Raw genomic sequence first — 24,465 nt, forward strand, 5'->3', positions numbered from 1 at the left:
CTTATCTTCCGATTATTTTTTTCAAAAATTGTAAACACTTAAACTTGATTGGATTTGGATAATATCGGAAAGTTCCTGCCTTTCTCACAATATAACCATTAAAGTTCTGCTTAAATCGTAATACGCCATCACTTCCATCAAAAATCCCTTGAATACCCAGAAAGTTATATTTGCCAATTCTTCTTTCCAGAGCCTGCTTCATTGCATGATATTGAAGCAAAAACGGAGCAGAAAACTTCTGATACTCTGTAAATGAGCCTCCAAACAAATATGCTACTTCCGTATTTGTGTAAATGATTAAAGCACAAGCTAAAGCAATGTTGTCAGATTCACTATCCAAGTTCCACAAAAGATCTTTTTTCTTTTGTAAAGCTTGATATTGCTGTTTAAATTGCTTTGATCTTTCATCAAGACCAGCCTGCTTCACATCGAGAGCTTCGATTGATTTTTTAGGATTCACTTCAGCAATTAGAAAAGCCGCCTTGTCCTCAAAAGCATCATACAATTTACAGTAATAATCTAAATTCTTATCCTTAAACCCTTGTATTTTTCCTGTTTCTTCAATAATTTGTTTGAATTTCGAAATTTCATTTCGTTCTATATTTCTTACAATCAGATTAAAATCATATGCTGATTGAATATTTCGAATACTGTTTTTATTAAAGGATTTCAGCAAAGATTTCTCATCGTAACCCTCCAAATCTTTGATAAAATGCCAAAAAATTTCGCCATTAGGATAACCGGTTGGCAAACCATCAAATTGGTAGCCTAAATTACACAAATCTTGGATAATACTTTTTTCTTCTTCATCTATTGGCTTCCCATCACTGTCAAAAGCTTAACAGGTCTCATAGGGTTTTACAAGCAACTCTAATACACCATTTTGCTTGGCATATTCTTTTAACTCCGCATAAAAAACTGGAAGGGCATCTTGTTGGATATAAACGGCCCCGAATTGAGCTCCATATGCAGACCACCTAGCATAGGCAAGCTATAAACCAGAGCTGCAACTTGAATTTCTCCTTCTTGTTTTAAAGCAAGATAAACAATTTGAGCTCCTCTTTTTTCTATCAAATCACCCATCTGGACAGATTGCATAAAGGAACGAGAAAAAACCTGATTAGAAGTAAGTACGAAACTCTTCTTTCGTGAGTGTAATTAGTGCCATATACTTACTTTCTATGTTTTTTTCTTAATGTTTTACGGAAATCAAGAACAAGTCTTAACAGAGGATAGAGAGGATGAGTGGGCATTGTAAATTCACCCAAGTATTCTTCAATCGTTGGATTAAATTTCTCCTTAAAATGATAAAGTCCACCATCTAAAGCATTCTCGACGCCTCCTAAATTTTGCCATAAAATGCCACGTTCAAAGGAATATCGAGCTGTCTCATACCAAGTCAAAATAGGAGCTTTATAACGTCTAAAATCTTCATTCATTCCTGCGTATAGATTGACAGAAGTTTGTCCGAATTCTAAAGTCAAGGTAGCCGCCAAGGGAACTCTTGATTGACCTGCATCCATATATTCCTGCAAGAAAGTCAATTCCTCTAACAAACGTTCTTTTTCCTTCTTCTGCGCTTCTACTTTTGAAGTGCGAGTTGACTCAGTAAAGGTCTCTTCCAAGGTTCTGTTTTTCGCCAACTGTTCTTCTAATTCTTGCGAACGTTTAGAGACATCCAAGGTTGCCAAGGTGATGTAGGCCTTGTCCTTAAAATTATCTAACAACTTTTTATAATAGGCTTCATTCCTCAAATGAATCTCTTTTCGCTTCTCGGTTTTTTTCATCAAAAAGGAAAAAGGCGCTAATAATTCAGTTCCACCAAATTGGATCTCTACTCCCTTATTTTGCGCTGTTCGAATAGCCTGTTTTGTTGACTTAGAAAGTTTATCTTCTTCAAAATTTTCCTTGTATATTTTCGCCTGAATACGAGGTTGAATAGTGTCTCCCATTTCCTCCGTTTTTCCTGACCACCTTACTCCCATTTGTTGCAAACTATCAATAATAGCCAAATTTTCAGGATATTCTGTCTTTTCCTGATTGATTAAACTTTGAGATAGGCAAATACTTGGGTCAAAAGTCACAAAAACCGCTCTCTTACTGCGAGCATAAGACTTAATAGACTGCAGGACAAACTTTAAAAGTTCTGTATCCCTATAATCCAATATGGGACCTCTTGGAATATAAAACATTTTATACCCCAAAGGCAGAGACTTAATGAGAATACTAGCCACAGCCAGTAATGTTTTCCCTTCATAAACACCAAGTCTCTCATGATTCCAATCAGATTTCACTTTTTCCCAAGCACTACTTTGTAATATATTGACCAACTCATGTTGTTCGATAAATCGATCATGCTCTAACGAAGAAATACCAATTTGATAACGATACATATCTCACTCTCTTTCACCTAGTATCTCATTACTATTTTACTACTTTCAATTAAAAAGTCTAGTGAAAATAAACTCTCATTTTCATTTTTAACCTTAGAGAAATAGTCTATATTATTTTATCGATAAAAAACTAGCTCAATCTCTCTTCCAAAACAAAATCAATCGGCAGTGTAGCCAAAAACCGTTCCAATTGTTTTTCCCAATAATACCATTCATGAGTTCCTGCACTATGGCTATAGGTCACATCAAAACCAAGCCTTTTGAGGTTCTTCACCGCTAGGTTATTGGCAGCATACAAGAAATCTTGCTCGCCACACCAAACCCAGAGTTTGGTCTCCTTGTCTGACTTTTTGGCAAGGGTCTCAAGCGAGTAAGGGCTATTTACCCAATCATTAACTTTGCCAAAAACACCTCGCCAGTAGGCACGCGTTCCTAAATCTTGACTCTCAGGAGAAAACTCCTCGAAGCTAAGCGCTCCAGAAAAGCTAGCCGCATGAGAAAAACGGTCAGTTGACAGTGCTAACTTAAAGGAACCGTAGCCACCCATTGATAAACCAGCAATGAAGGTTTTATCTCGCTCGTTGGTCATATTGGGGAAGAAGCGTTTGAGCACCTTAGGCAATTCTTCTGCTAGAGCCGTGTAATAGTTATAGCCATACTGAGTATCTGTATACCAGCCATTGTTTGTATTTGGCATGACAACAATCAGATTGGTCCCTCGTAGCAAGCGCTCTACATTGGTCCGCTTGAGCCAACTGTTGTGGTTCCCTGACATTCCATGAAGGAGATAGAGAACTGGAATATCTTTACTGTTTGGCTCTGTCACCCGAGATGCATCCGGATAGAGTACATTTACTCCCCACTCCATACCTAAAACTTCTGAGTAGTACTCAATCTTCATTACTGCCATAACTTGCTCCTTATTCGTTTGAGATAAGAAAAAGCCGAAACTCGACTTTCTCTCTTGCTATTTAATCCTTATTTTGCTTCCATGACTACTGGTAAAATGGCTGGACGACGTTTCGTTTGTTCAAAAAGGAATTTAGCCAAATTGTCACGAACCTTACCTTTAAGATCAGCCCAGTCAAAGTCCTCACCTTGGAGATAGTCTTCGACCGTTTGGTTCACCAACTCTGTACTTTCGCGCAGAATATCTCGACTCTTCTTGAGATAGACAAAGCCACGTGTATGCACTCGCGCTTTGGCAATGATTTTCTTCTCGCGACGGTTAACAGTGATAGCCACGATGAAAATACCATCTTCTGACAAGACCTTACGGTCACGAAGAACAACATTACCAACATCCCCGATGGCATTTCCGTCAATCAAGACATCACCTGCAGCAACTGCACCAGACGGGACAAAGTCCCCATGTTCATAAGACATGGTTGTACCTTTTTTCGGGATAAAAATGCGTTCTGGCAACAACCCTACGGCCATAGCAGCCTTGGCATGAGCGTCCAACTCACGGTATTCACCCTGGATTGGGAAGAGATACTGGGGTTGTAAAAGATTAATCATCAATTGAAGATCACGCGCATTCCCATGTCCTGATACACGTAAACTTTGAGTAATCGGCTTAACGACACCACCTGCTTGGTAGACCATATTTTCTACACGTGCCATCACAGCTTCTTTAGCGATTGATGGCGTTGTAACGATATAAACCAAGTCTCCATCCTTGATTTCAACATAGCGGTGACGACCGATAGACATTTTACGGAGTCCGTTAATCGGTTCACCCATACGCCCAGTTTCAAGAATAATTAACTCGTGGTCTTCAAAACGAGACATATCTTTAGGTTTAATCAAGAGACTTTCGTTAGCCAATGACAATTTTTTCAAGCGAATGGCTGTACGAACGATATTTTCAATATCAAATCCAGTCAAAACAACGCGACGTCCTGTATCTGCAGCAGCATCAAAGACTTGTTGAATACGAGAAAGGTTACTTGCAACGGCAGCTACGATGATACGTCCATCCCAGTCAGAAATGGTTTGCGTAATTTCATCACCAACTTCACTTTCGCTGGCTACTTGAATATTACTGTCAGCATTTGCAGAATCACTTAGAAGAGCCAAAACTCCTTCACGACCAATTTCAGCTAGACGTCCGAAATCTGTTGCGTATGATTCGCTAGCCGTTTGGTCAAATTTGAAGTCCCCTGTATAAACGATACTTCCTTCAGATGTTTTTAAAACGACACCCAGACTCTCTGGGATAGAATGAGTTGTGCGGAAGAAGGAAACCTCCGTACCGCGAAAGTCGATTTCTGTATTTTCATCAATAACATGGAAGTCATCGAATTTTTTAGCACTATCATTTCCTTTAACAAAAAGCTTAGCAAGCTCAATTGTCAACTCTGAACCAAAAACAGGAACTTTCACTTCTGACAAAAGATAAGGAAGAGCTCCAATCGCATCCGCATGTCCGTGCGTTAAAAAGACACCTGCAATACGGTCGCTATTTTCAAACAGATATTCCATATTTGGAATAACGACATCGACACCCAACTGCTCATTTTCAGGATATTTTAAACCTGCATCTAAAACAAAGATTGAGTCATTAATTTCTGCGATGTACATGTTTTTTCCATTTTCACGAACACCGCCTAAAGTTGTTAATTTAATATTGGTCATTTTTCCTCCGAAGCATTACTATAACGTGTTTGTAGAGTCTTCACAACTCTCTTTTTTTAAAAGTTCAATTTACTTTTATCCGAATCTTTTCCTCTCATTATACCATTTTTTTACTAATTTTCAAAATGAAGATAGGATTTCAACTAGAGAACATTCACTACTCATCATCAAATAGGTTTTTTGAGATTCCGTCTAAAATCATTAAACTATCAAACCAAATGAAGTTACGAATTCTCTAGCTGACTAAGATGAAAAATTACTCAGTAAACAACTACTAAGTCGGAGCAAATAAAAAAAAGATTTAGAAGCTCTAAATCTTTTTAAGTATCTTTAATTTGGATAAATGTATCTTACAGTACCTCTTGATGCTGTTGGATTAAACCATCCACGATAGTTTCCGATTGGTTGAGTTCCACTACCATCATAGTTTGCTTCCAATACCTGGATAGAATTTTCACTTTGTACATCTGTTACATAAGCAACGTGTCCATATTCACCACCGTCCCAAACGGCGATTGCGCCTACTACTGGAACATCTCCTACACGATAACCTTGAGTACTAGCATAAATCGCCCAAGTATTAGCATTTCCCCACCAGTTGCTAGCCCAAGGTGCCAATTCTTTTACGCCCCAGGTACACTGACCAATAGGGTATGAGTTCCCGTAGTTTGTAGGAGTATTTATGACAACATCATCAGCTGCTACCCCATTCACAGTACTTGTTGCTTCATAAGCCGGAGCATTGTATGAATAGCTAGCTTGAGTTAGACCACTCACTTCTAGCACATCACCTGGGTGGATGGTGTCAAAAATGCTTTTTCCATTATTTGCCGCCAACACATAAGGATCCATACCACTTGCAGCAGCAATACCAAAAAATGAATCACCATCTTGAACAACGTAAGAGTCTGCGCTAACAGTCTGAGCACCAACTGTAGCCAAAATAGCTGTAGATGTTAAACCAAGAGTCAGTTTAGCAACTGTTTTTTTCATAACAATTTTCTCCTAAAATTTTATTGATAATTTTTAATTTTTATGTTGATAAGAGAATCATACCTGATTTACATGTCAGTTGTTTTAGATTTATGTTGTAGTCATGTTACAAATCTGTATACTTTTACTACATAAAGTTAAAAATCACTTACAAAAAGAGACTGAAATAGGTTACTTCAGCCTCTTTGTATTTATTTTTTCATCAAGAAATCATATATTTCCTGTACTGTTCCAAGTGCCATCATTTCTTGATCTTTAACAGTTAGTTTGAGATTTTGATAAATCTGACTTTCAGCGATGTCCCGTTTAGCCGCATCTTTATTAACCCTCATCACACCATTTTCAATGGTGACAAAACCAAGTTCTTCAAAAATCTGAATCATTTTGACTAGCAAGATCTGTTCTATCTTCAAATAAGCTGATAAGTCCTTGAGCTTATAACGAATATCAAATTCTGGGAACTGGTAGATTGTCTTGTAAAGCTTAGCGAATTGCTCTCTTGTACCATAACCTGTCAAATAGTATGCTTTAGCGATATCATTTTTAAAGTAAATAGCAGAGAAATCCTGTTCTTGCAACACTTGTTTGAGAAGACTGAGATCCTCGGGAATATTTTTTACAACGATTGCTGGGCTAGAAAGCATTTCTGGTAAATCACTGGTAAAATCTAGGACAGGCACTCCCTCTGGTAGCTCTACACTCTTACTACGGATGTTAAAAAGTTGAACACCGTCCACACGGGCATCTACCATCATCAACTGGAGGGTTGTTTGCCCATTCCATTGGTTAACAGAAAGGGTAACTGCCAATTCCAGTTGTTTTACCTGAGAAAACTCTGTAGCCTTTGATCCTTGACCAAAAGCTACTACCTCAAAGCTCGCGATCCCTTTGGAAATCTTCAATTTCAGATGACTGTCTCCCGCTCCCATAGAACGAGCATTTTCAACTTGAAAATCTCGAATATAAAAAACAGGTTTTTGGTTATCCATTCCAAAAGGAGCTAATCGTTCAAAGCTTTTAACCGTCTCTAAACTTAGGCTTTCCAAATCTAATTCTTCATCTAGATATAATGTATTCTTGCCCTTGGCATCTATCCCTTTGTCTTTTACATAGGTTTCTAAAATTTCCGATAAGGCGTCTAGCTGTTCCGCTTCAAGTGTCATACCTGCAGCGCCTGCATGCCCACCAAAGGCGATAAAAAGTTCCCGATGCGGATTCAAGGCTTCAAAGATATCGACTGCTTCAATACTTCGAGCACTTCCCTTGGCACGGCCATCTTCAATATTCAGAACAATAACTGTCTGCCCTAATTCTTCCAACAAGCGCCCAGCTACAATCCCAAGCACTCCTGGATTCCAACCTTCTTTGGCTAAAACTTGAACACTTTTGTTAGGGTCTACCAAACTTTTAGCTACTTCATAAATGGCTTGAACGATTTCCTTACGTTCTTCATTTTTATCTTGAATCATGAGGGCAATCTCACGCACCTCTTCATCATCAAAGCCAGTTAGTAACTCAATAGCTGGATTGGGATCATCCAAGCGTCCTAGCGCATTCAAACGAGGAGCTAGTTGAAAACCAACTGTCTCTTCTGTAAGGTCACTACTAGAAATCCCTGCAATTTCAAATAGTTCTTGGAGGCCTAGTCTTTGGGTATTGCGCAAAACTTCTAGACCATATTGAACCATAATACGATTTTCATCCGTCAAGCTGACCATATCGGCAATTGTCCCAATAGCAACCAAATCAAGCAACTCAACCTGTACTTCCTCCAAGAGGGCACAAGCTAGTTTAAACGCCACTCCACAACCTGCTAAATGTTTAAAAGGATAGTCTGCTTCTGGACGTTCAGGATGGACAATCGCATAGGCATCTGGCAAAACTTCTGGCATAGAGTGATGGTCTGTCACAATGACATCTACCCCCATAGATTGAGCCAAGTCAATAGCCTCATGGCCTGCAACTCCATTATCTACAGTTACAATCAAAGATATCCCTTGTTGCTCAATGAAGTACTTGTAAACACTAGCATTAGGACCATAACCATCTGTAAAACGATTAGGAAGATAGACTAAACACTCGGCTCCTAATTGTTCTAATGTTTCTTTAAGGATAGAAGCTGATGTCATCCCATCTGCATCGTAGTCTCCATAAACGAGAATAAATTCACCCTGCTCTATAGCACGACGAATACGATTCACTGCCTTGTCCATATCGTGGAGAAGATAGGGGTCGTGTAAATCATCTAGACTTGGTGCCAAAAAACGAGACAAACTATCTTCATCCTTAATACCACGGCTAAATAATAGACGAGCAGCTTCAGGCCCTAGCCCAGCTTTCTTGGCGATTTTTGTAAAATCCGCATCCTCAACTTGAGGTGCAAATTGCCAATTATAAGTCGGAATAATCAAAATTCATCCACTCTTTCTTACGATTCTATCGTTTTATTATAACATGATTTTTAGTTTTTCTCTTGCTAATCTAACCACATTCCTTGCTAAATTTTCAGGCCACTTCAGCTAACACCCAGCATATTTAATTACGCAAAAAGCACCTAAACAACCAAGCTTTTCAGCTTAGCAATTCAGGTGTTCCTTATTTTAAAATTTATTCTTTAATTCTCGCTTCTGTATCAGCCACTAGTTGAGCGAGACTCGTTAGGCTCAATTCTTTTTCCATAGCTTGCTGGATTTTTAGCAATTTCTCATCTAAAACCACATGAATATTGGCTCCAACTGGACAATTTGGATTAGGATTATCATGAAAACTAAAGAGTTGTCCAGTCTTTCCAAGGCATTCCACTGCTTGATAAATATCCAAAAGACTGATATCCTCAAGATTTTTGATAATCTCTGCCCCTCCAGTTCCACGCGCGACGGAAATCAAGTCTGCTTTTTTCAGTTGGGACAAAGTTTTTCGGATAATAACAGGATTGACTCCAACACTACTAGCTAGAAAATCACTAGTCACCTTGCTTTCCTTCCCCTTTAGGGCAATGATTACCAACATATGTGTCGCAATGGTAAATCGGCTTGAAATTTGCATGCAGTCCTCCTTTATTATCAACAAAGCTCATTCTTCTCTTATATTTATTATATCTCCTAGAGTTGTAATGTCAAGAGTTACGACTAAGCCAGTCGTCCAATTCAACATCATGTCCTTGACTCTGAGCGATTTCGTGCAACAAGTCCTGATTATGGGTATGGTGAATTCCATTGACTAAGCTTTCATAGTATACCTCATAGTAGGGCAATTTCAAATCTCTAGCCAATTGTAATTCTGATTCAACATCGTAATCAACACGACGAAAATCGATATCTTTCAAGCCTTTTTCATCAAACTCTAAAATCATGTACTGAGCACGTAAATCCTTGCGAAGACTTGCTGATAAAAAGAACGGTTGCCCAATTGATCCTGGATTTAAAATGAGTTGTCCCTCGCTCCCATAGCGAAGAAATTGCTGGTGAATATGCCCATAAATCGCAATATCATAGTCAGGATTGGTTACCAAACGGTCAAAATCTTCCTGCTTGCCAAGATGGATCAGTTCTCTTCCCCAATTTTTATCCGGCAAATGATGGCTTATCCCTACCTTCAGATTTCCAAACTGGCGGTGTGTGTGCATGGGAAATGCCTGTAGAGCTTCAATATCATCTAGACTAATTTCTTCCATAATATACTGGCATTGGCGCAAGAGGTATCGATGGCTAGGTCTACTTGTATCTAATTTTCGATGAGCAGCCCGCCACAAACTCTCTTCCCAATTCCCCAAAACTCGAACCGTTATTGGCAAGTCCTCTAATCGTCTGAGAATATTTTTTCGTCCTGTCCCAGGCATGAGAATATCTCCCAAGAGCCAATATTCCTCAGCGCCTGCCTTCTCTGCATCTGCTAAAACAGCTTCCAGTGCTCTTGTATTTCCATGGATATCTGAAAGTACCGCAATTTTTGTCATATGATTCCCTCTTGCATTCTCTCCTTTAATTATAGCACTCTCAAAATCAAAGTCAAAAAGCATTTTTACTATCATGTTTTACTTTACTTTTTTAGTGAAAAGGATTACAATGAAGGTGATAAGAAATGAGGAGGTTTTTGATATGACACAACGTTACGAAAACATCATGGTAGCAGTCGACGGTTCTAAAGAAGCTGATTTGGCTTTTATCAAAGGAGTTCAGTCAGCATTACGTAACCAGGCTAAATTAACCATTGCGCATGTAATCGATACTCGTGCTCTTCAAAGCATTTCAACATTCGATGCAGAAGTTTACGAAGAGTTACAAGTCGAGGCACAAGAGTTGATGGCAGAATATGAAAAGCGTGCAAGAGACGCTGGTCTTAAAGATATTCAAGTTGTCATCGAAATGGGAAATCCTAAAACTCTTTTGGCTAAAACAATCCCTGATCAAGAACACGTTGATTTGATTTTGGTTGGAGCAACAGGGCTTAACGCCTTCGAACGTTTGCTTGTCGGATCTTCATCAGAATATATCCTACGCCATACAAGCGTTGACCTTCTCGTCGTCCGAGACAAGGATAAAACTTTATAAACCAAAAATAAAAGGAGCATCTGCTCCTTTTATTTTTGGTTTTCTCTTTCCTTATGACGTTCATAAGCCTTGATTTGGCGCTCTATTTCCTTTTTTATTGCAGGCTCTGGAGCGTACTTTTCTTTCCAGTTATCTGGTTTCAAGATTTTGTGGGTTACTGGATCAAAATGAGCCTTACCATCTGGGAAGATTTTACCCATGTTTGCTTGATGGACAATCTCAAAGATTCTCTCTGGGTCTACCCCCATTAAAACGAAACTTCCATAAGTAAAGTAGAGCGTGTCAATCAAAGCATCCACTTGACCAACGAGGGTTTTCTCAGCTGGTGTTGACTGAGATACTTTTTCGGCAGCTATATCAAGTGCTTGGTGTAAATCCTGCACAGCTTGTTGGAATTCCTCTTCAGAATTGCTTGCAGCACGGACAAATTCAACTAACTCTTCAATCTTAAAGCCAGCACGGTGGGTCGCCCCTTCTAAATCCCAAGCTATAGGTTCTTCTTGAGTTCGCTCATCCATCATACGATGGAAGGTCTTAACCTTGTTGAAATGATAGTCACGACTGACAAAGACTTTTTCAGAAGCCAAGACTCCAAAATATTCCAAAGCCTTGTGAATCCCATCATCTTGGTTACTGGTAGTAATATGCTTAGCAACTTCTTTTACACTGCTACTACCATTTCCCATGGCAACAGACATACCAACACCAGCCAACATTTCCAAGTCATTATCCGAGTCCCCAAAGGCCATGACTTGATTGAGTTCAAAACCATACTCTTTCCCGACACGACGGATACCCTCTAACTTAGAATTTTCTTGATTGATAATATCGGCCGCGAATGGATTACTTCTGGTAAATTTCAAATGATTTAATGCTTCAGCAGCATGGTTTGTCTCCTCAGGCGTCATCAACATAAGCACCTGATAGATTGGTTGGTTGATTAAGTCCAACAAATCATCTTCCTTCTGAGGAAGGGCCTTACTGACCATACGATTAAAGGAATGACTAACAGTACGAGTCAAAAATTTAGGTACAAATCGACTAACTAGCTGTGAAAGAGGACTGAGCCCAAAAGACATAATCCGAGAACCGACAACGTCTTGTCGCGTTCCCATGGCAATCTCTTTTCGATTTTTCTTAGCATAAGAGATGATTTGTCTGAGGCTTCTCTTATCAATAGGGCTAGCAAAAAGAACACGATCTTTGTTAAAGATATATTGGCCATTGTAAGTTACTGCAAAATCCAGGTCCAAATCATCCATCAAATCCTTAACAAAAAAAGGTCCTCGCCCTGTTGCTACCCCAACAAGCACCCCTTGTTCTTTCACAATCTTGATAGCTTCCTTAGTGGACTTCAAAACACTCTTACTGTCATTTACAAGCGTTCCATCAATATCAAAAAAAACAGCTTTGACTTCCATTCTATCTCATTCCTTTCTTTTATGATACAATGATTATACCACATTTCAGAAAAAGTGAGTGAATCATGACTAAGAAAATCCTTGTTTTACATACTGGTGGCACTATCTCCATGCAGGCAGATGAATCTGGAGCTGTAAGGACTAGTGCTAATAACCCTATGAATCATATCTCTAATCCTCTCGAAGGTATCGAAGTCCATTCCTTGGATTTTTTAAATTTACCTAGTCCCCATATCAAACCTAAGCATATGTTGGCCCTCTACCAAAAAATTAAACAAGAGGCATCGTCCTATGATGGTGTTGTCATTACACATGGGACAGATACACTAGAAGAAACGGCCTATTTCCTCGATACCATGGAAGTACCTCATATACCCATCATCCTGACAGGTGCCATGAGAAGCTCCAATGAACTGGGAAGTGATGGTGTCTACAACTATCTTAGCGCCTTACGTGTGGCCAGTGATGACAAGGCTGCAGATAAGGGTGTGTTGGTCGTTATGAACGATGAAATTCACGCCGCCAAATATGTCACAAAAACGCATACTACTAACGTTAGTACCTTTCAAACACCAACTCATGGGCCACTCGGGCTCATTATGAAGCAGGAAATTCTCTACTTCAAAACGGCAGAACCTCGTGTTCGTTTTGATCTTGAGAGAATTCAAGGGCTGGTCCCTATTATCCCTGTTTATGCGGGCATGACCGATGAACTTTTAGATTTACTTCCTGTTGACCAACTAGATGGATTGATTATTCAGGCTTTTGGCGCTGGAAATGTACCAAAGGAAACAGCTGAAAAATTAAAATTTCTCAGTCAAGCAGGACTTCCTATTGCACTAGTCTCACGTTGTTTCAATGGGATTGCAGAACCTGTTTACGCCTACGAAGGCGGTGGTGTTTGTCTTCAGAATGATGGTGTATATTTTGTAAAAGAACTAAACGCTCAAAAAGCACGACTGAAGCTTCTTATCGCAATCAATGCTGGACTTAAAGGCGATGAGCTCCAAGCTTATATGGAAGGATAATAAAAAACCAGGAAATCAGCTAGATTCCTGGTTTTTTATTACTTTTTGCGAGTTGATTTGCGCTCTGTCAAACCGTGAGGGAGGAGAACTTCACGTTCTTCTAATTCCTCTTTATGCATAATCTTAGTCAACATACGCATACTAATCGCACCTAAGTCATACAAGGGTTGTGCGATAGTTGTAAGGCTTGGTCGAGTAAAGCGAGCGATTTGAGAATCATCACTCGTAATGATTTCAAAGTCTTCTGGGACTGAAACTCCATGATCAGCCAAGCCGTTCAAGAGACCAGCTGCCAATTCATCACCAGTCACAATCGCTGCAGTTGCTTTTGAGGAAACTAAGCGCTCTGCCAGAGCATAACCATCATCATAGCGATATTTAGATTCAAATACAAGTCCTTCACTATAGTTGACTCCTGCTGCTTTCAAAGCTTCTTTGTAGCCAACCAAGCGAATTTTACCGTTAATATCATCTACCAACGGGCCACTCACAAAGGCAATTTTTTTGTTACGCTTCAACAAATGGCGAACAGCATCCGCAGTAGCATTCTTATAGTCAATATTAACACTTGGAAGCTGGTGTTCTACATCCACTGTTCCTGCAAGAACTACAGGGGTACGTGAACGTGAAAACTCTGAGCGAATTTTCTCTGTTAAGTGATAGCCCATAAAGATAATACCATCAACTTGTTTTGAAAAGAGTGTATTCACTACTGCCACTTCTTTTTCATCATCCTCATCACTATTGGCAAGGACGATGTTATACTTGTACATCTCTGCAATATCATCAATTCCTTTTGCTAGCGCAGCAAAATACGTGTTAGTGATATCTGGGATGACAACCCCAACAGTTGTTGTTCGTTTGCTTGCCAAGCCACGAGCTACTGCATTTGGACGATAGTCTAGGCGATCAATCACCTCTAGAACTTTCTTACGAGTGTTTTCTTTGACATTCTTGTTGCCATTGACTACACGACTGACAGTTGCCATTGAAACTCCTGCTTCTCGGGCAACGTCATAAATTGTTACTGTATCATCTGTGTTCATACCTTTTCCTTTCTAATGTTGAAAATTTTGTTTTCATGTTTACACCACTACTAGTTTACCACTAATTGTAAGCATTTTCAAGGATTAATTGAACTTTCTTTGAAAAAATTTCACCTATAATCATATTTTTGTAAATTAGTTTACTTTTCTTGATTTTTAGACCAGTTTGCAGTATGATAATAAAAAATTAAGTAGGAGGCATGGATGGCTTTTACGGATTCTCATAGACGTTGTGCCAGCTTTGGTGTGGTAACCAATCTCCCAGACGATGTGATTGACTCAATCTGGTACATTATTGATCATTTTTTAAAGCATGTTTTTGAATTAGAAGATGAGTTGGAATTTCAGCTCTTAAACAATAACGGTTCCATCACCTTCCGTTTTTCAAGTAAGCATCTACCGACAACGATTGACTTCGATTTTAATCATCCCTTTGACCCATTGTACCCACCGAAAGTACTTGTTATGGAGATGGACGGTAAGGAAACCATCCTCCTACCTGAAGAAAATGACCTATTTTAAAAACTCTAGCCTTCTGACTAGAGTTTCTTTTAATAAATAGAACGACTGACCACGATACCACTCGGTTTTTTAAATTCTAAATCAAGATAGTCCTGATAAGTCCCCGGGACGATAAAACCTTGAGGACTCAGGATATCCGTTCCAGCCTCTCCAACAATAGAGTCGGCCAATAGAACACAGTTTGTACTGAGAACAAAGTAGGTTTTAAATTTAGATGATGTGAACTTATAGAGGGTTGCATCAGCCTCGTGTTTCAGCTGATAAGAGTAGGTATGTTTGACCTCTCCTTCCCTTCTTTTCAATAGTTGTGAACTTGGCTCCCAAGGTATCAAGAGGCTTTCTATCTCTCTCAATCGTTCTTCGATGGCTTTTTTCTGTTGTTGAGACAGGCTTAAACCATAGGCGAATAGGGTTTTCTGGCTTTCTCTCTTACAAAGTTCAATATATTTTTCACGATTGGCCTTAAAGAGAACCCCATCACCAATTGTACCAAACAAGCGCTCTGAATGTGGGTCATAAGAGCCGTAGGAAATAACCTGACCTTGATAGCAGATATCTACATGACCCATTGCCAAGAAGAAGGATGATTCTGAAGCATGGATAAAAATTTCTAAATCAACTGATTTTTCATTTTTTCTCTCCAAATGAACTTGGTTTTCTTCCGTCTGATGGGTAGCTAAGGTTTCATTCCATCTTCGTAAGGTACTAATGGGAATCAAAGCCGTCACAAATATAGGCAGTGTCATTCTAATTCTGCGCTTCAGCTTGGGATTACTTCTCCCTTTTTCAAAAAAGAGTCCATCTCTGAGGCTGCTTGCCCCCAACATAATTGAGTAAAAACCTAGCAGGAGCAACTCAAAATTTGTTGCATCATGAAAAGGGGAGATACTATAGAGACCAAATCCCATCATCCACAAAGCATCAAATAAGTAATTGAGCCTCGGATGGATATGATTATTCTTATAAATCAACCAGGTAATCAGGCTAATTAAACCTGTAAATAATTGATAACTTCCAATAGCAACGACTAAGACATAGAGGGCAATCCCCTGCAAGATAACAGAGTCAAATAGGATAACTGCAATCGAGAGTTTGGCTAGAGTTACAAAAATATTTTCTCTCCGGGACTTTTCTTGAAACCACCGTGTCAATAAATGCCAAACGGCAGACAAAGAAAAATAGCCCATTAATAACTGGTAACCTAACCTCGGTACCAGCTGCCCAAAACAAATCAGGAGAAGACCAAGGATAATAGCTAGCGCTCCCTCCCCTAGACTTCTCCATTTACTATAAGATTCAGAAAACTTGGCCATTTTCTTTCTCCAATTGACGATACAAGTGACGAATTGGTAGTTCTAGGACTGGATGGATGAAATGAGGCGCTATTTCCTGAAGAGACTCTAGGACAAAAAGACGCTCTGCAAGATAAGGATGAGGCAAGATGAGGTCATCTGTATAGATAACTTGATCCTCTACAAAGAGCAAGTCCAAGTCAATTAAACGAGGTCCCCAATGCACTTCTCTAACCCGACCCATTTCTGCCTCAATGTCCAACAAGGTTTCTAACAAGATTGGAGCCGGCAGCCAAGTTTCGACTTCAACCACCTGATTAGCAAAACTTTCTTGTTCTACACCACCCCAAGGCTCAGTTGTAATCACACTAGATTCTTTGAGAATACGAATCCCTCGAGTACGCATCTTGTCAAGAGCTAGTTCGAGATTAGCCGTCTTATCCCCCATATTGCTACCTAGAGCAATAAAGGCTCTTTGTTTGCGGCGATGGATGGTTACTGAACAGGTGTCTAGTGGTAGATGAATAGGCGCCCATGGTTTTTTGAGTTCCAGTTTAATTTCTTGAACTATTGGATAGGTTTCAAAAGTGCGCTCTACTAGTTTGTAGGCAACTGTTTCAATCAAGTCTTCAGTGGTTTCCTGAAACCAAGTCGTCCATTGCTGACAGAGCTCGCCATAATGGACAGAAGCTTCTAAATCTAAGTCCGTAGCAGCCTTGGTCATATCATAGGATAAGCTTGCATCAATGATAAATTTTTGACCCAGTTCCTTCTCACTCGGGAAAAGACCATGATAGGCAAAAATTTCCAAATCCTTAATGCGCAATTGATCCATAACTAGTCCTTTCTAGAAAAAATCGTTTGAATCGATTTTTATAACCCCATAAGACGGTATGCTTGATCTCGAAGATCTTTGTCTGTCTCAAATACTCCACGAGCTACTGTTGTCAAGGTTGCAGTTCCTGGTTTTCGAACACCGCGCATACTCATACACATATGTTCTGCTTCAATGACAACGAAGGCTCCCTTGGCTCCCAAATACTCCATCAAGGCATCAGCCACTTCGATATTCAAACGCTCTTGAATCTGTGGCTTTTTAGAGTAGACTTCCACCGTACGAGCTAACTTTGATAAGCCTGCTACACGGCCATCTGGAATGTAGGCTATGTGCGCTCTACCATAAAATGGCAAGAAGTGGTGTTCACACATGGTATGGAAAAAGATATCCTTTTCCACTACCATATTATCATCAATAATCTCAAAGGATTTTGACAAATGCTCCTCCGCAGTTTGACCAAGTCCTGAAAAAATCTCCTGGTACATGCGAGCTACACGTGCAGGAGTTTCCTGCAAGCCTTCGCGGTTAACATCTTCACCGACCGCTTCGATAATCATTTTTACAGCCGTCTCAATTTTTTGTGTATCCATTCTCTAGTTTTTCCTCTCCATTAGATAGGCTCTTACCTGGCTCAAGAAATACAAGGAGCCCGTAACTATCCTAACTGTTTTTTTCTCTTCATTTTCTGTCATTTTTTGATCTAGAAATTCCTTCCAACTTTGATAGTTGAGATTTCTAGAATAAGCTACTTTTTTTAGTACTTCTTCGTCTGTCGCTCGATCATCATCAAAGTGAGTCAATGTCAGCTCAGTATCTGGCAAAGTTCCTAACAAGTCTAACATTTCCCCCAAGGCCTTAGTTTTGATACATGTAAAAAGTATTTCCTTGTGATAATCAGCAAATCGTTCTTGCAATGTTTCTACCAAAGCCTCGATGGCATGGGGATTATGGGCCCCATCTAAAATCATTAAGGGGCTTCTAGAAACAACTTCAAAGCGTCCTGGCCAACTTGTTTCTTCTAAGGCCTGAGCCACTATGTCATTACTTGACAATTCTCGTCTAGTCTCTTGAAAATAGGTATCTAACAGGGTTATGGCCATCCCAGCATTCTCTATCTGGTGCAAACCCAGCAATCCTGTCTGAAAACGACCTTGTCTAAGCGGGCTTGTATAGTCAAAGACTTCTCCCGTCTCCACACTCCCTTGATGACTGACTTGATAATCTTCCCCATAAACAAGCCTAGGAGCCTCTTTCGCTTTCGCGATTTGGTTGATAACTGCTAAGGCTTCTGGGACAATATTTCCTGTTACCAGGGGAACTCCTTGTTTGATAATTCCAGCTTTCTGCTCCGCGATAGCTTCCAAGCTATCCCCTAGTAAAGCTACGTGATCCAGGCCAATGGTCGTAATACCTGTTAAGATAGGCTGGCAAACATTGGTACTATCCAAAAATCCACCCATACCGACTTCCATAATGGCCACATCGACTTGCTCAGAAGCAAAATAGTCATAGGCTATAGCAGTGATAATCTCAAACTCTGTTGTCCCCTGCAAATCATGAGCATGCTCCCCCTCAAGTAGTGAGCGATAGTCTACCATCAAGGTCTCTAATCTTGCTTCTGGGATAGATTCCTCATCAATGGCAATCTGATCGGTATAATGAATCAGATAGGGTGAACTAAAGACTCCAACTCTTAGCCCCATCTTTCCCAACATATTCTTCAAAAAGGCTATAGTAGACCCCTTACCATTGGTTCCTCCGATATGGATAACCTTGAGTTTCAGATGGGGATTGCCACGTAGGGCTAATAGCTTCACCATCCTCTCCAAACCAAAATGCGGTTGGTCTGTCCGATAGTTAGCTATCCACTGATTTGTTTCGTTTTTATTCATCTTATTTATACTGTTTCAAATTTAAATTTTCCGCATCATCAGCTAGGCGGATAGCTGATGCAATGTCGACTGCCATCTTGTGGCTAGCTACATCGTGTACACGCACCACTTCCACACCTTGTCTGGCAGCGATACTGGTTACATGAGCCGAAGCAATATCGCGATTTCGGAAGCCAGCTTCAGTATCTGGATTGACTTCAAATCCATTTTCTTCCAGAATATTGATGACAAATCGTTTACGAGAGACTCCCAAAAAGATTGGATAGCCCATCTCGTGCAACTTATCAAGGTCACGTAAAAGTACCAGATTTTCCTTTTTGGTCAAGCCAAAGCCAATCCCCGGATCCAGCATGATGTTTTCTTTTGCAATACCAGCTTCCTTCGCTCTTGCCAATGCACGATCAAAGAAAGCTGCCATCAATTCTTCAACAGATAGTTGTTCAAATTCAGCCAAGTCTTCCTTTGTGAAAGTCTCTCCAAATCCAAAATGAGGGAAGATGAGCGAACTAGGGTGCTGAGGGCGTGCCATGACTGGATTAAACATGATGACTACCTGAGCTCCTGCTTTAGCAACCACTTTCGCCATGACATCATCACCTATAAGGCCGGTGATGTCATTGACTATATTGGCACCAGCCTGTAAAGCTGCTTCTGCCACTTGACTCTTCCAAGTGTCGACCGAAATCAGAACATCACTTTCTTGACGGATAGCCTGAATGACTGGAACAACACGTTGGATTTCCTCTTCTATCTTAACCTTAACGTAGCTACTTCCAGGTCGAGTAGATTCACCACCGATATCTAAGATAGTAGCACCTTCAGCAATCAATTTTCGAGCTTGTTTTAAGGCTTCTTCAATAGCAAAAAATTGGCCCCCATCAGAGAAAGAATCTGGGGTGACATTGATAATACCGCAAATAGCTGTTTTTGTAAGATTGTCTCTTTTTTCCACGATTATCACTCAAATTTCATTTAGATTGGTATTCCTCTATTTTACTGTTTTTTTTGGATTCTGTCCAATTATCCCTCGCTACTCTCAAACTTTAAAAGAGCGAAAAAAAGAGAGTGGGACAGAAATCGGTAATTCGTTAGAATCCGATTTCGTCGTCCCACCTCCTCACAGTTGAGTAGGGCTGTAAAAGCTGATGAAATCAGCGTAGAAGAGACCACTCAACCACTGCGTCCTGCTCGAAAATCCAAAGACAATTGAGAGGCTAGAACTTTTGTCCCAGCCTCCTTTTTTATGTTCTTATTTTTCAGTCAAAGCTGCAAGTCCTGGAAGTTCTTTACCTTCAAGGAGTTCCATAGAAGCACCACCACCAGTAGAGATCCATGAGAATTTGTCTGCACGTCCAAGATTGATCGCTGCGGCAGCTGAGTCACCACCACCGATGATTGATTTAACGCCTGGTTGTTTCACGATAGCATCCATCACACCGATTGTACCAGCTTGGAAGTCAGGGTTTTCAAATACACCCATAGGACCATTCCATACAACTGTTTTCGCACCAGTCAATTCTTGGTCGAATTTAGCGATTGATTTAGGACCGATATCAAGACCAAGGAATCCTGGATCTACTGCTTCACCTTCAGTGTCTTTCACTTCAGTGTAGTCAGCAAATGCGTTTGCTTCTTTTGAGTCAACTGGCAAAATCAATTTGCCGTTTGATTTTTCAAGAAGAGCTTTCGCCACATCCAATTTGTCTTCTTCTACAAGTGAGTTACCGATTTCGATACCTTGAGCTTTGTAGAATGTGTAAGTCATCCCACCACCAATAAGAACTTTATCAGCTTTTTCAAGCAAGTTTTCGATAACACCGATCTTGTCAGATACTTTTGAACCACCAAGGATAGCTACGAATGGACGTTCTGGAGCTTCAACTGCTTCTTTGATGTAAGCAATTTCGTTTTCAAGAAGGAATCCAGCAACGGCTTTATCAACGTTTGCAGAGATACCAACGTTAGATGCATGTGCACGGTGAGCTGTACCGAAGGCATCGTTTACAAAGATACCATCTCCAAGTGATGCCCAGTATTTACCAAGTTCAGGATCGTTTTTAGATTCTTTCTTGCCGTCAACATCTTCGTAACGAGTGTTTTCAACCAAGAGAACTTGTCCATCTTCAAGAGCGTTAATCGCTGCTTCCAATTCAGCACCACGAGTAACACCTGGAAGGAAAGTAACTTCTTGACCCAATTTAGCAGCCAAGTCAGCAGCTACAGGAGCAAGTGATTTACCTTCTTTGTCTGCTTCTTCTTTCACACGTCCAAGGTGAGAGAAGAGGATTGCACGTCCACCTTGTTCAAGGATGTACTTGATTGTTGGAAGAGCAGCAGTGATACGGTTATCGTTAGTGATCACGCCATCTTTTACAGGTACGTTGAAGTCAACACGAACGAGAACTTTTTTCCCTTTCAAGTCAACGTCTTTAACAGTCAATTTTGCCATTAGATATGACTCCTTCTTTTTTTTTACGTGTTAATTATATCACAAAATCAATAAAAGAGATAGCAAAACCTTAAACTTTTCTCTTTCTCGATTAGTCTGTTACTTTAAAAATAAGAGTATAAAACTAGTGATTATTAGATAATCGGAACTCTCACTAATTTTAAATTTTCATCCAAAAAATCATTAAATGCTTACTAGTTGGAATAATGATATCCCAACTAAATGATACTTTTTAATAAAAGATTCATTACATTTTTATTAAAATTTACTATTTACTACTTGTTAGATTGCTTAGAATCCTTTAAAATAGAATGGGAGAAATTCCGCGATTAGTTTTCGGAGGGAAAATAAAATGTCCATTAATTGGCAGGAAATTGCATTTCACTTTTTAGGTGGCCTGGGACTATTCTTATATAGTATCAAAACCATGGGGGACGGTTTGCAACAAGCAGCTGGAGATCGTCTTCGATATTACATTGACAAATATACTAGCAATCCTTTCTTTGGAATTTTAGTTGGAATTGGGATGACTGCCCTGATTCAATCGAGTTCAGGTGTTACGGTTATTACAGTTGGTCTGGTTAGCGCTGGACTATTGACCTTACGTCAGGCCATTGGGATTGTTATGGGAGCCAATATTGGAACAACTGTCACATCCTTTATCATTGGTTTTAAATTGGGAGACTACGCATTACCTATGCTCTTTCTCGGAGCAGTCTGTCTCTTCTTCACAAAAAATAGAACCATCAATAACATCGGACGGATTGTCTTTGGTGTCGGTGGTATCTTCTTTGCCCTCAATCTTATGAGTGGCGCCATGGAACCCCTTAAGGATTTACAAGTCTTTAAAGACTACATGGTAGAACTTAGTAAAAATCCAATCTTGGGTGTTCTTGTCGGAACAGGTTTAACCCTTCTGATTCAAGCCTCCTCAGCGACCATCGGGATTCTACAGAATCTATACGCTAGCAATCTGATTGACCTTCAGGGTGCCCTACCAGTTCTCTTTGGAGATAACATTGGAACAACCATCACTGCTATTATCGCTTCCTTGGGTGCTAATATTGCTGCCAAACGTGTGGCGGCAGCCCATGTGGCCTTTAACGTTATCGGGACTGTTATCTGTATTATCTTCCTCGTTCCATTTACAGGCTTAATCCAATGGTTTGAGAGCTTCTTAAATCTAGCTCCAGAAATGACCATTGCCTTCGCCCACGGAACCTTCAACATTACCAATACAATCATTCAGTTTCCATTCATCGGAGCTCTTGCCTTCTTGGTAACCAAACTTATCCCTGGAGAAGACGAAGTTGTCAAATACGAGCCACTTTACCTTGATGAGCAACTGATCAAACAAGCTCCATCTATCGCTCTTGGAAATGCTAAAAAAGAACTTCTACACTTGGGTAATTATGCTGCGAAAGCCTTTGACCTCTCTTACGACTATATCATCAATTCTAATGAAAAAGTTGCAGAAAAGGGACATAAGACTGAAGAAGCTATCAATACCATTGATGAAAAATTGACTCGTTACCTCATTAGTTTATCTGGTGAAGCTTTGAGCCAAAAAGAGAGTGAAGTCTTAACAAATATCCTTGACTCTTCACGAGACTTGGAACGTATCGGAGACCACGCAGAAGCCCTGCTCAATCTTAACGATTATTTGCAACGCAAGAATGTTCAATTCTCTGAGGCTGCCTTAGAAGAACTAGCAGAGATTTATCTTAAAACTAGTGATTTCGTCAAAGATGCTCTTGAGAGTGTGGAAAACAACGACTTCGAGAAAGCTCAAGCTCTTATCGAGCGACACGAAGACATCAACAACATGGAACGTGTCCTTCGTAAGACTCACATCAAACGTCTCAACAACGGTGAATGTTCTACCCAAGCAGGTGTCAACTTTATCGATATTATTTCACACTACACTCGTGTATCAGACCACGCTATGAACCTTGCTGAAAAGGTTTTGGCAGAACAAATTTAAAGCGAAAAAATGCTTTGATTCTTTCGAATCAAAGCATTTTAAATAGTTCTCCAATCATAAAGGAAGATGCGGCTGCACCCCTGTATCTCGCTTCTTCCTTTTTGATAAAGCGGGCCAGATTGACTAACTCTGGCGCTGGGGTCTTGGGATTCTTGAGAAGTTCAAGGGTGACCAGACCCGATAGCCGTACTGCTAGCAAGCGCTCATTGGTACTTGGCAATTGCTTAGCAGTCTCTACAAGTGCAAGCACTAGATCTTCACTCAGGTTTTGACGGGCATGATTGTAAAGATCCCGTATCAAGGTTTCTAGGTTTGGTTCTTCCATCCCTATTGCCTCCATCATTTCTGTTTAATAATTTTTAATCAAATCTACTGTAGAACGATCCAATTTTTTAACCAAGGCTTGTAAGAAAGCTTGAGCTTCAAGGAAATCGTCCATAGCATAAAGGGTTTGGTGAGAGTGGATATAACGGGCACAAACACCGATTGTTGTTGATGGTACTCCACCATTTTTCAGATGAGCTGCACCTGCGTCAGTTCCACCTTTTCCACAATAGTATTGGTATTTGATACCAGCTTCTTCGGCAGTTGTCAAAAGAAAATCTTTCATGCCTGGGAGGAGCAAGTGACCTGGATCGTAGAAACGAATCAAGGTTCCATCACCAATTTTACCCTGACCACCATAAACATCACCAGCAGGTGAACAGTCAACTGCCAAAAATACTTCTGGATCAAATTTGGTTGTTGAGGTATGAGCACCACGAAGTCCAACTTCTTCTTGGACATTAGCCCCAAGATAAAGTTCATTGCCTAGTTTTTGGCCTGACAAGTTTTCTGCCAATTCACTAACCATGAGAACTCCGTAACGGTTATCCCAAGCTTTGGAGATGATATTTTTTTCGTTAGCTGTTAGGATTGCGCTACTATCTGGAACGATGGTATCTCCTGGGCGGATACCAAAACTTTCGGCCTCAGCCTTATCCGCAAAACCACCATCAAAGACGATATCTGAAATAGCTGGCATGGTTGGCCCGCCTGTCCCACGAGTCAAATGTGGAGGTACTGAACCTGAGATGACTGGAATTTCACGTCCTTGGCGCGTAAAGAGTTTAAATCGTTGGCTGCTGACAACCATCGGGTTCCAACCGCCAATTTCAACTACTCGGAAAGTTCCATCTGGCTTGATTTCACTCACCATAAAACCAACTTCATCCATGTGAGACGCTACTAAGACACGAGGTGCATCGACTGCTTCTGAATGTTTGATACCAAAAATACCACCTAGGCCATCTGTTACCACTTCATCCACGTGAGGAGTTATTTTCTCACGAAGATAAGCGCGTACCGGTGCTTCATGACCTGAGATAGCAGAAAGTTCTGTTACTTCTTTGATTTTAGAAAATAATGTTGTCATTTC

General features: G+C 40.2%; 21 protein-coding genes and 1 pseudogene. 4 read left to right on the forward strand and 18 right to left on the reverse strand.

The genetic code is table 11. The features are described from left to right. Window position 1 precedes the first annotated feature (1 nt). The 8 genes and pseudogenes from LG369_RS07060 to LG369_RS07095 all read right to left on the reverse strand — a co-directional run bounded on the left by LG369_RS07060 (window position 2) and on the right by LG369_RS07095 (window position 9,981). Window positions 2-1,168, reverse strand: a pseudogene (locus LG369_RS07060) (peptidoglycan bridge formation glycyltransferase FemA/FemB family protein). Window positions 1,169-1,172: 4 nt separating this feature from the next. Next, complete coding sequence (locus tag LG369_RS07065) at window positions 1,173-2,393, reverse strand: aminoacyltransferase (RefSeq protein WP_225750723.1); 1,221 nt, start codon at window positions 2,391-2,393, stop codon at window positions 1,173-1,175. Window positions 2,394-2,523: 130 nt separating this feature from the next. After that, window positions 2,524-3,303: an alpha/beta hydrolase gene (locus tag LG369_RS07070; RefSeq protein WP_225750724.1), complete on the reverse strand. Its 780-nt coding sequence runs from the start codon at window positions 3,301-3,303 to the stop codon at window positions 2,524-2,526. A gap of 68 nt (window positions 3,304-3,371) precedes the next feature. Beyond that, window positions 3,372-5,033 (reverse strand): ribonuclease J, encoded by a 1,662-nt coding sequence (locus LG369_RS07075; protein ID WP_225750725.1) that lies wholly within the window; start codon window positions 5,031-5,033, stop codon window positions 3,372-3,374. A gap of 330 nt (window positions 5,034-5,363) precedes the next feature. Next, on the reverse strand, window positions 5,364-6,026 hold the full coding sequence (locus LG369_RS07080; RefSeq protein WP_225750726.1) for a COG3942 and LysM peptidoglycan-binding domain-containing protein: 663 nt from the start codon (window positions 6,024-6,026) through the stop codon (window positions 5,364-5,366). Window positions 6,027-6,217: 191 nt separating this feature from the next. After that, window positions 6,218-8,437: a single-stranded-DNA-specific exonuclease RecJ gene (gene recJ / locus LG369_RS07085; RefSeq protein WP_225750727.1), complete on the reverse strand. Its 2,220-nt coding sequence runs from the start codon at window positions 8,435-8,437 to the stop codon at window positions 6,218-6,220. Between the two features lie 196 nt (window positions 8,438-8,633). After that, complete coding sequence (locus tag LG369_RS07090) at window positions 8,634-9,071, reverse strand: Rrf2 family transcriptional regulator (protein WP_225750728.1); 438 nt, start codon at window positions 9,069-9,071, stop codon at window positions 8,634-8,636. 70 nt (window positions 9,072-9,141) lie between these two features. After that, entirely contained in the window at window positions 9,142-9,981 is an 840-nt protein-coding gene (locus tag LG369_RS07095) for a metallophosphoesterase family protein (protein ID WP_225750729.1), read from the reverse strand. 142 nt (window positions 9,982-10,123) lie between these two features. On the opposite strand from LG369_RS07095, the gene LG369_RS07100 reads away from it, so the two are divergent. Further along, window positions 10,124-10,576, forward strand: coding sequence for a universal stress protein (locus LG369_RS07100; RefSeq protein WP_006155803.1), 453 nt, complete (start codon window positions 10,124-10,126; stop codon window positions 10,574-10,576). A gap of 29 nt (window positions 10,577-10,605) precedes the next feature. Here the strand turns inward: LG369_RS07100 and LG369_RS07105 are convergent, their stop codons facing one another. Next, the gene (locus tag LG369_RS07105; RefSeq protein WP_225750730.1) at window positions 10,606-11,997 is read right to left on the reverse strand and encodes a Cof-type HAD-IIB family hydrolase; all 1,392 of its coding nucleotides are present in this window, start codon (window positions 11,995-11,997) and stop codon (window positions 10,606-10,608) included. A 65-nt stretch (window positions 11,998-12,062) separates the two neighbouring features. Between LG369_RS07105 and LG369_RS07110 the strand changes: the two genes are divergently transcribed. Next, window positions 12,063-13,025: an asparaginase gene (locus LG369_RS07110; protein WP_225750731.1), complete on the forward strand. Its 963-nt coding sequence runs from the start codon at window positions 12,063-12,065 to the stop codon at window positions 13,023-13,025. A gap of 38 nt (window positions 13,026-13,063) precedes the next feature. On the opposite strand, the gene ccpA is transcribed toward LG369_RS07110, so the two are convergent. After that, window positions 13,064-14,071 (reverse strand): catabolite control protein A, encoded by a 1,008-nt coding sequence (gene ccpA / locus LG369_RS07115; RefSeq protein ID WP_004251755.1) that lies wholly within the window; start codon window positions 14,069-14,071, stop codon window positions 13,064-13,066. A gap of 204 nt (window positions 14,072-14,275) precedes the next feature. Between ccpA and LG369_RS07120 the strand changes: the two genes are divergently transcribed. Continuing rightward, the gene (locus tag LG369_RS07120; protein WP_225750732.1) at window positions 14,276-14,593 is read left to right on the forward strand and encodes a DUF960 domain-containing protein; all 318 of its coding nucleotides are present in this window, start codon (window positions 14,276-14,278) and stop codon (window positions 14,591-14,593) included. A gap of 29 nt (window positions 14,594-14,622) precedes the next feature. Here LG369_RS07120 and LG369_RS07125 read toward each other — a convergent pair whose 3' ends face one another. From LG369_RS07125 to LG369_RS07150, 6 genes are all read right to left on the reverse strand, one after another. Continuing rightward, a complete protein-coding gene (locus LG369_RS07125) occupies window positions 14,623-15,906 on the reverse strand; it encodes a DUF308 domain-containing protein (RefSeq protein WP_225750733.1) in 1,284 nt (427 codons plus the stop codon). Further along, the gene (gene folB / locus LG369_RS07130) at window positions 15,890-16,720 is read right to left on the reverse strand and encodes a dihydroneopterin aldolase (RefSeq protein ID WP_225750734.1); all 831 of its coding nucleotides are present in this window, start codon (window positions 16,718-16,720) and stop codon (window positions 15,890-15,892) included. Before folB ends, LG369_RS07125 begins: the two co-directional genes overlap by 17 nt. A 38-nt stretch (window positions 16,721-16,758) precedes the next feature. Then, complete coding sequence (folE, locus tag LG369_RS07135; protein WP_225750735.1) at window positions 16,759-17,313, reverse strand: GTP cyclohydrolase I FolE; 555 nt, start codon at window positions 17,311-17,313, stop codon at window positions 16,759-16,761. A gap of 3 nt (window positions 17,314-17,316) precedes the next feature. After that, on the reverse strand, window positions 17,317-18,615 hold the full coding sequence (locus LG369_RS07140) for a bifunctional folylpolyglutamate synthase/dihydrofolate synthase (protein ID WP_225750736.1): 1,299 nt from the start codon (window positions 18,613-18,615) through the stop codon (window positions 17,317-17,319). Window position 18,616: 1 nt separating this feature from the next. Further along, a complete protein-coding gene (folP, locus tag LG369_RS07145) occupies window positions 18,617-19,567 on the reverse strand; it encodes a dihydropteroate synthase (RefSeq protein ID WP_225750737.1) in 951 nt (316 codons plus the stop codon). Between the two features lie 297 nt (window positions 19,568-19,864). Beyond that, a complete protein-coding gene (locus LG369_RS07150; protein WP_225750738.1) occupies window positions 19,865-21,064 on the reverse strand; it encodes a phosphoglycerate kinase in 1,200 nt (399 codons plus the stop codon). Window positions 21,065-21,416: 352 nt separating this feature from the next. Here LG369_RS07150 and LG369_RS07155 point away from each other — a divergent pair, with 352 nt between their 5' ends. Continuing rightward, window positions 21,417-23,048, forward strand: a complete 1,632-nt coding sequence (locus LG369_RS07155) for a Na/Pi cotransporter family protein (protein WP_225750739.1) — start codon at window positions 21,417-21,419, stop codon at window positions 23,046-23,048. A gap of 28 nt (window positions 23,049-23,076) precedes the next feature. Here the strand turns inward: LG369_RS07155 and LG369_RS07160 are convergent, their stop codons facing one another. Together LG369_RS07160 and pepA are read right to left on the reverse strand one after the other, a co-directional pair. Continuing rightward, window positions 23,077-23,373 carry a bacteriocin immunity protein gene (locus LG369_RS07160; protein ID WP_225750740.1) on the reverse strand — a complete coding sequence of 99 codons (297 nt, stop codon included), beginning with the start codon at window positions 23,371-23,373 and terminating at the stop codon, window positions 23,077-23,079. Between the two features lie 24 nt (window positions 23,374-23,397). Beyond that, window positions 23,398-24,462, reverse strand: coding sequence for a glutamyl aminopeptidase (gene pepA, locus LG369_RS07165; protein ID WP_004251727.1), 1,065 nt, complete (start codon window positions 24,460-24,462; stop codon window positions 23,398-23,400). Window positions 24,463-24,465 lie beyond the last annotated feature (3 nt).

The organism is Streptococcus sp. Marseille-Q4154 (assembly GCF_916700545.1).
GTDB classification, from domain to species: Bacteria; Bacillota; Bacilli; order Lactobacillales; family Streptococcaceae; genus Streptococcus; species Streptococcus infantis_I.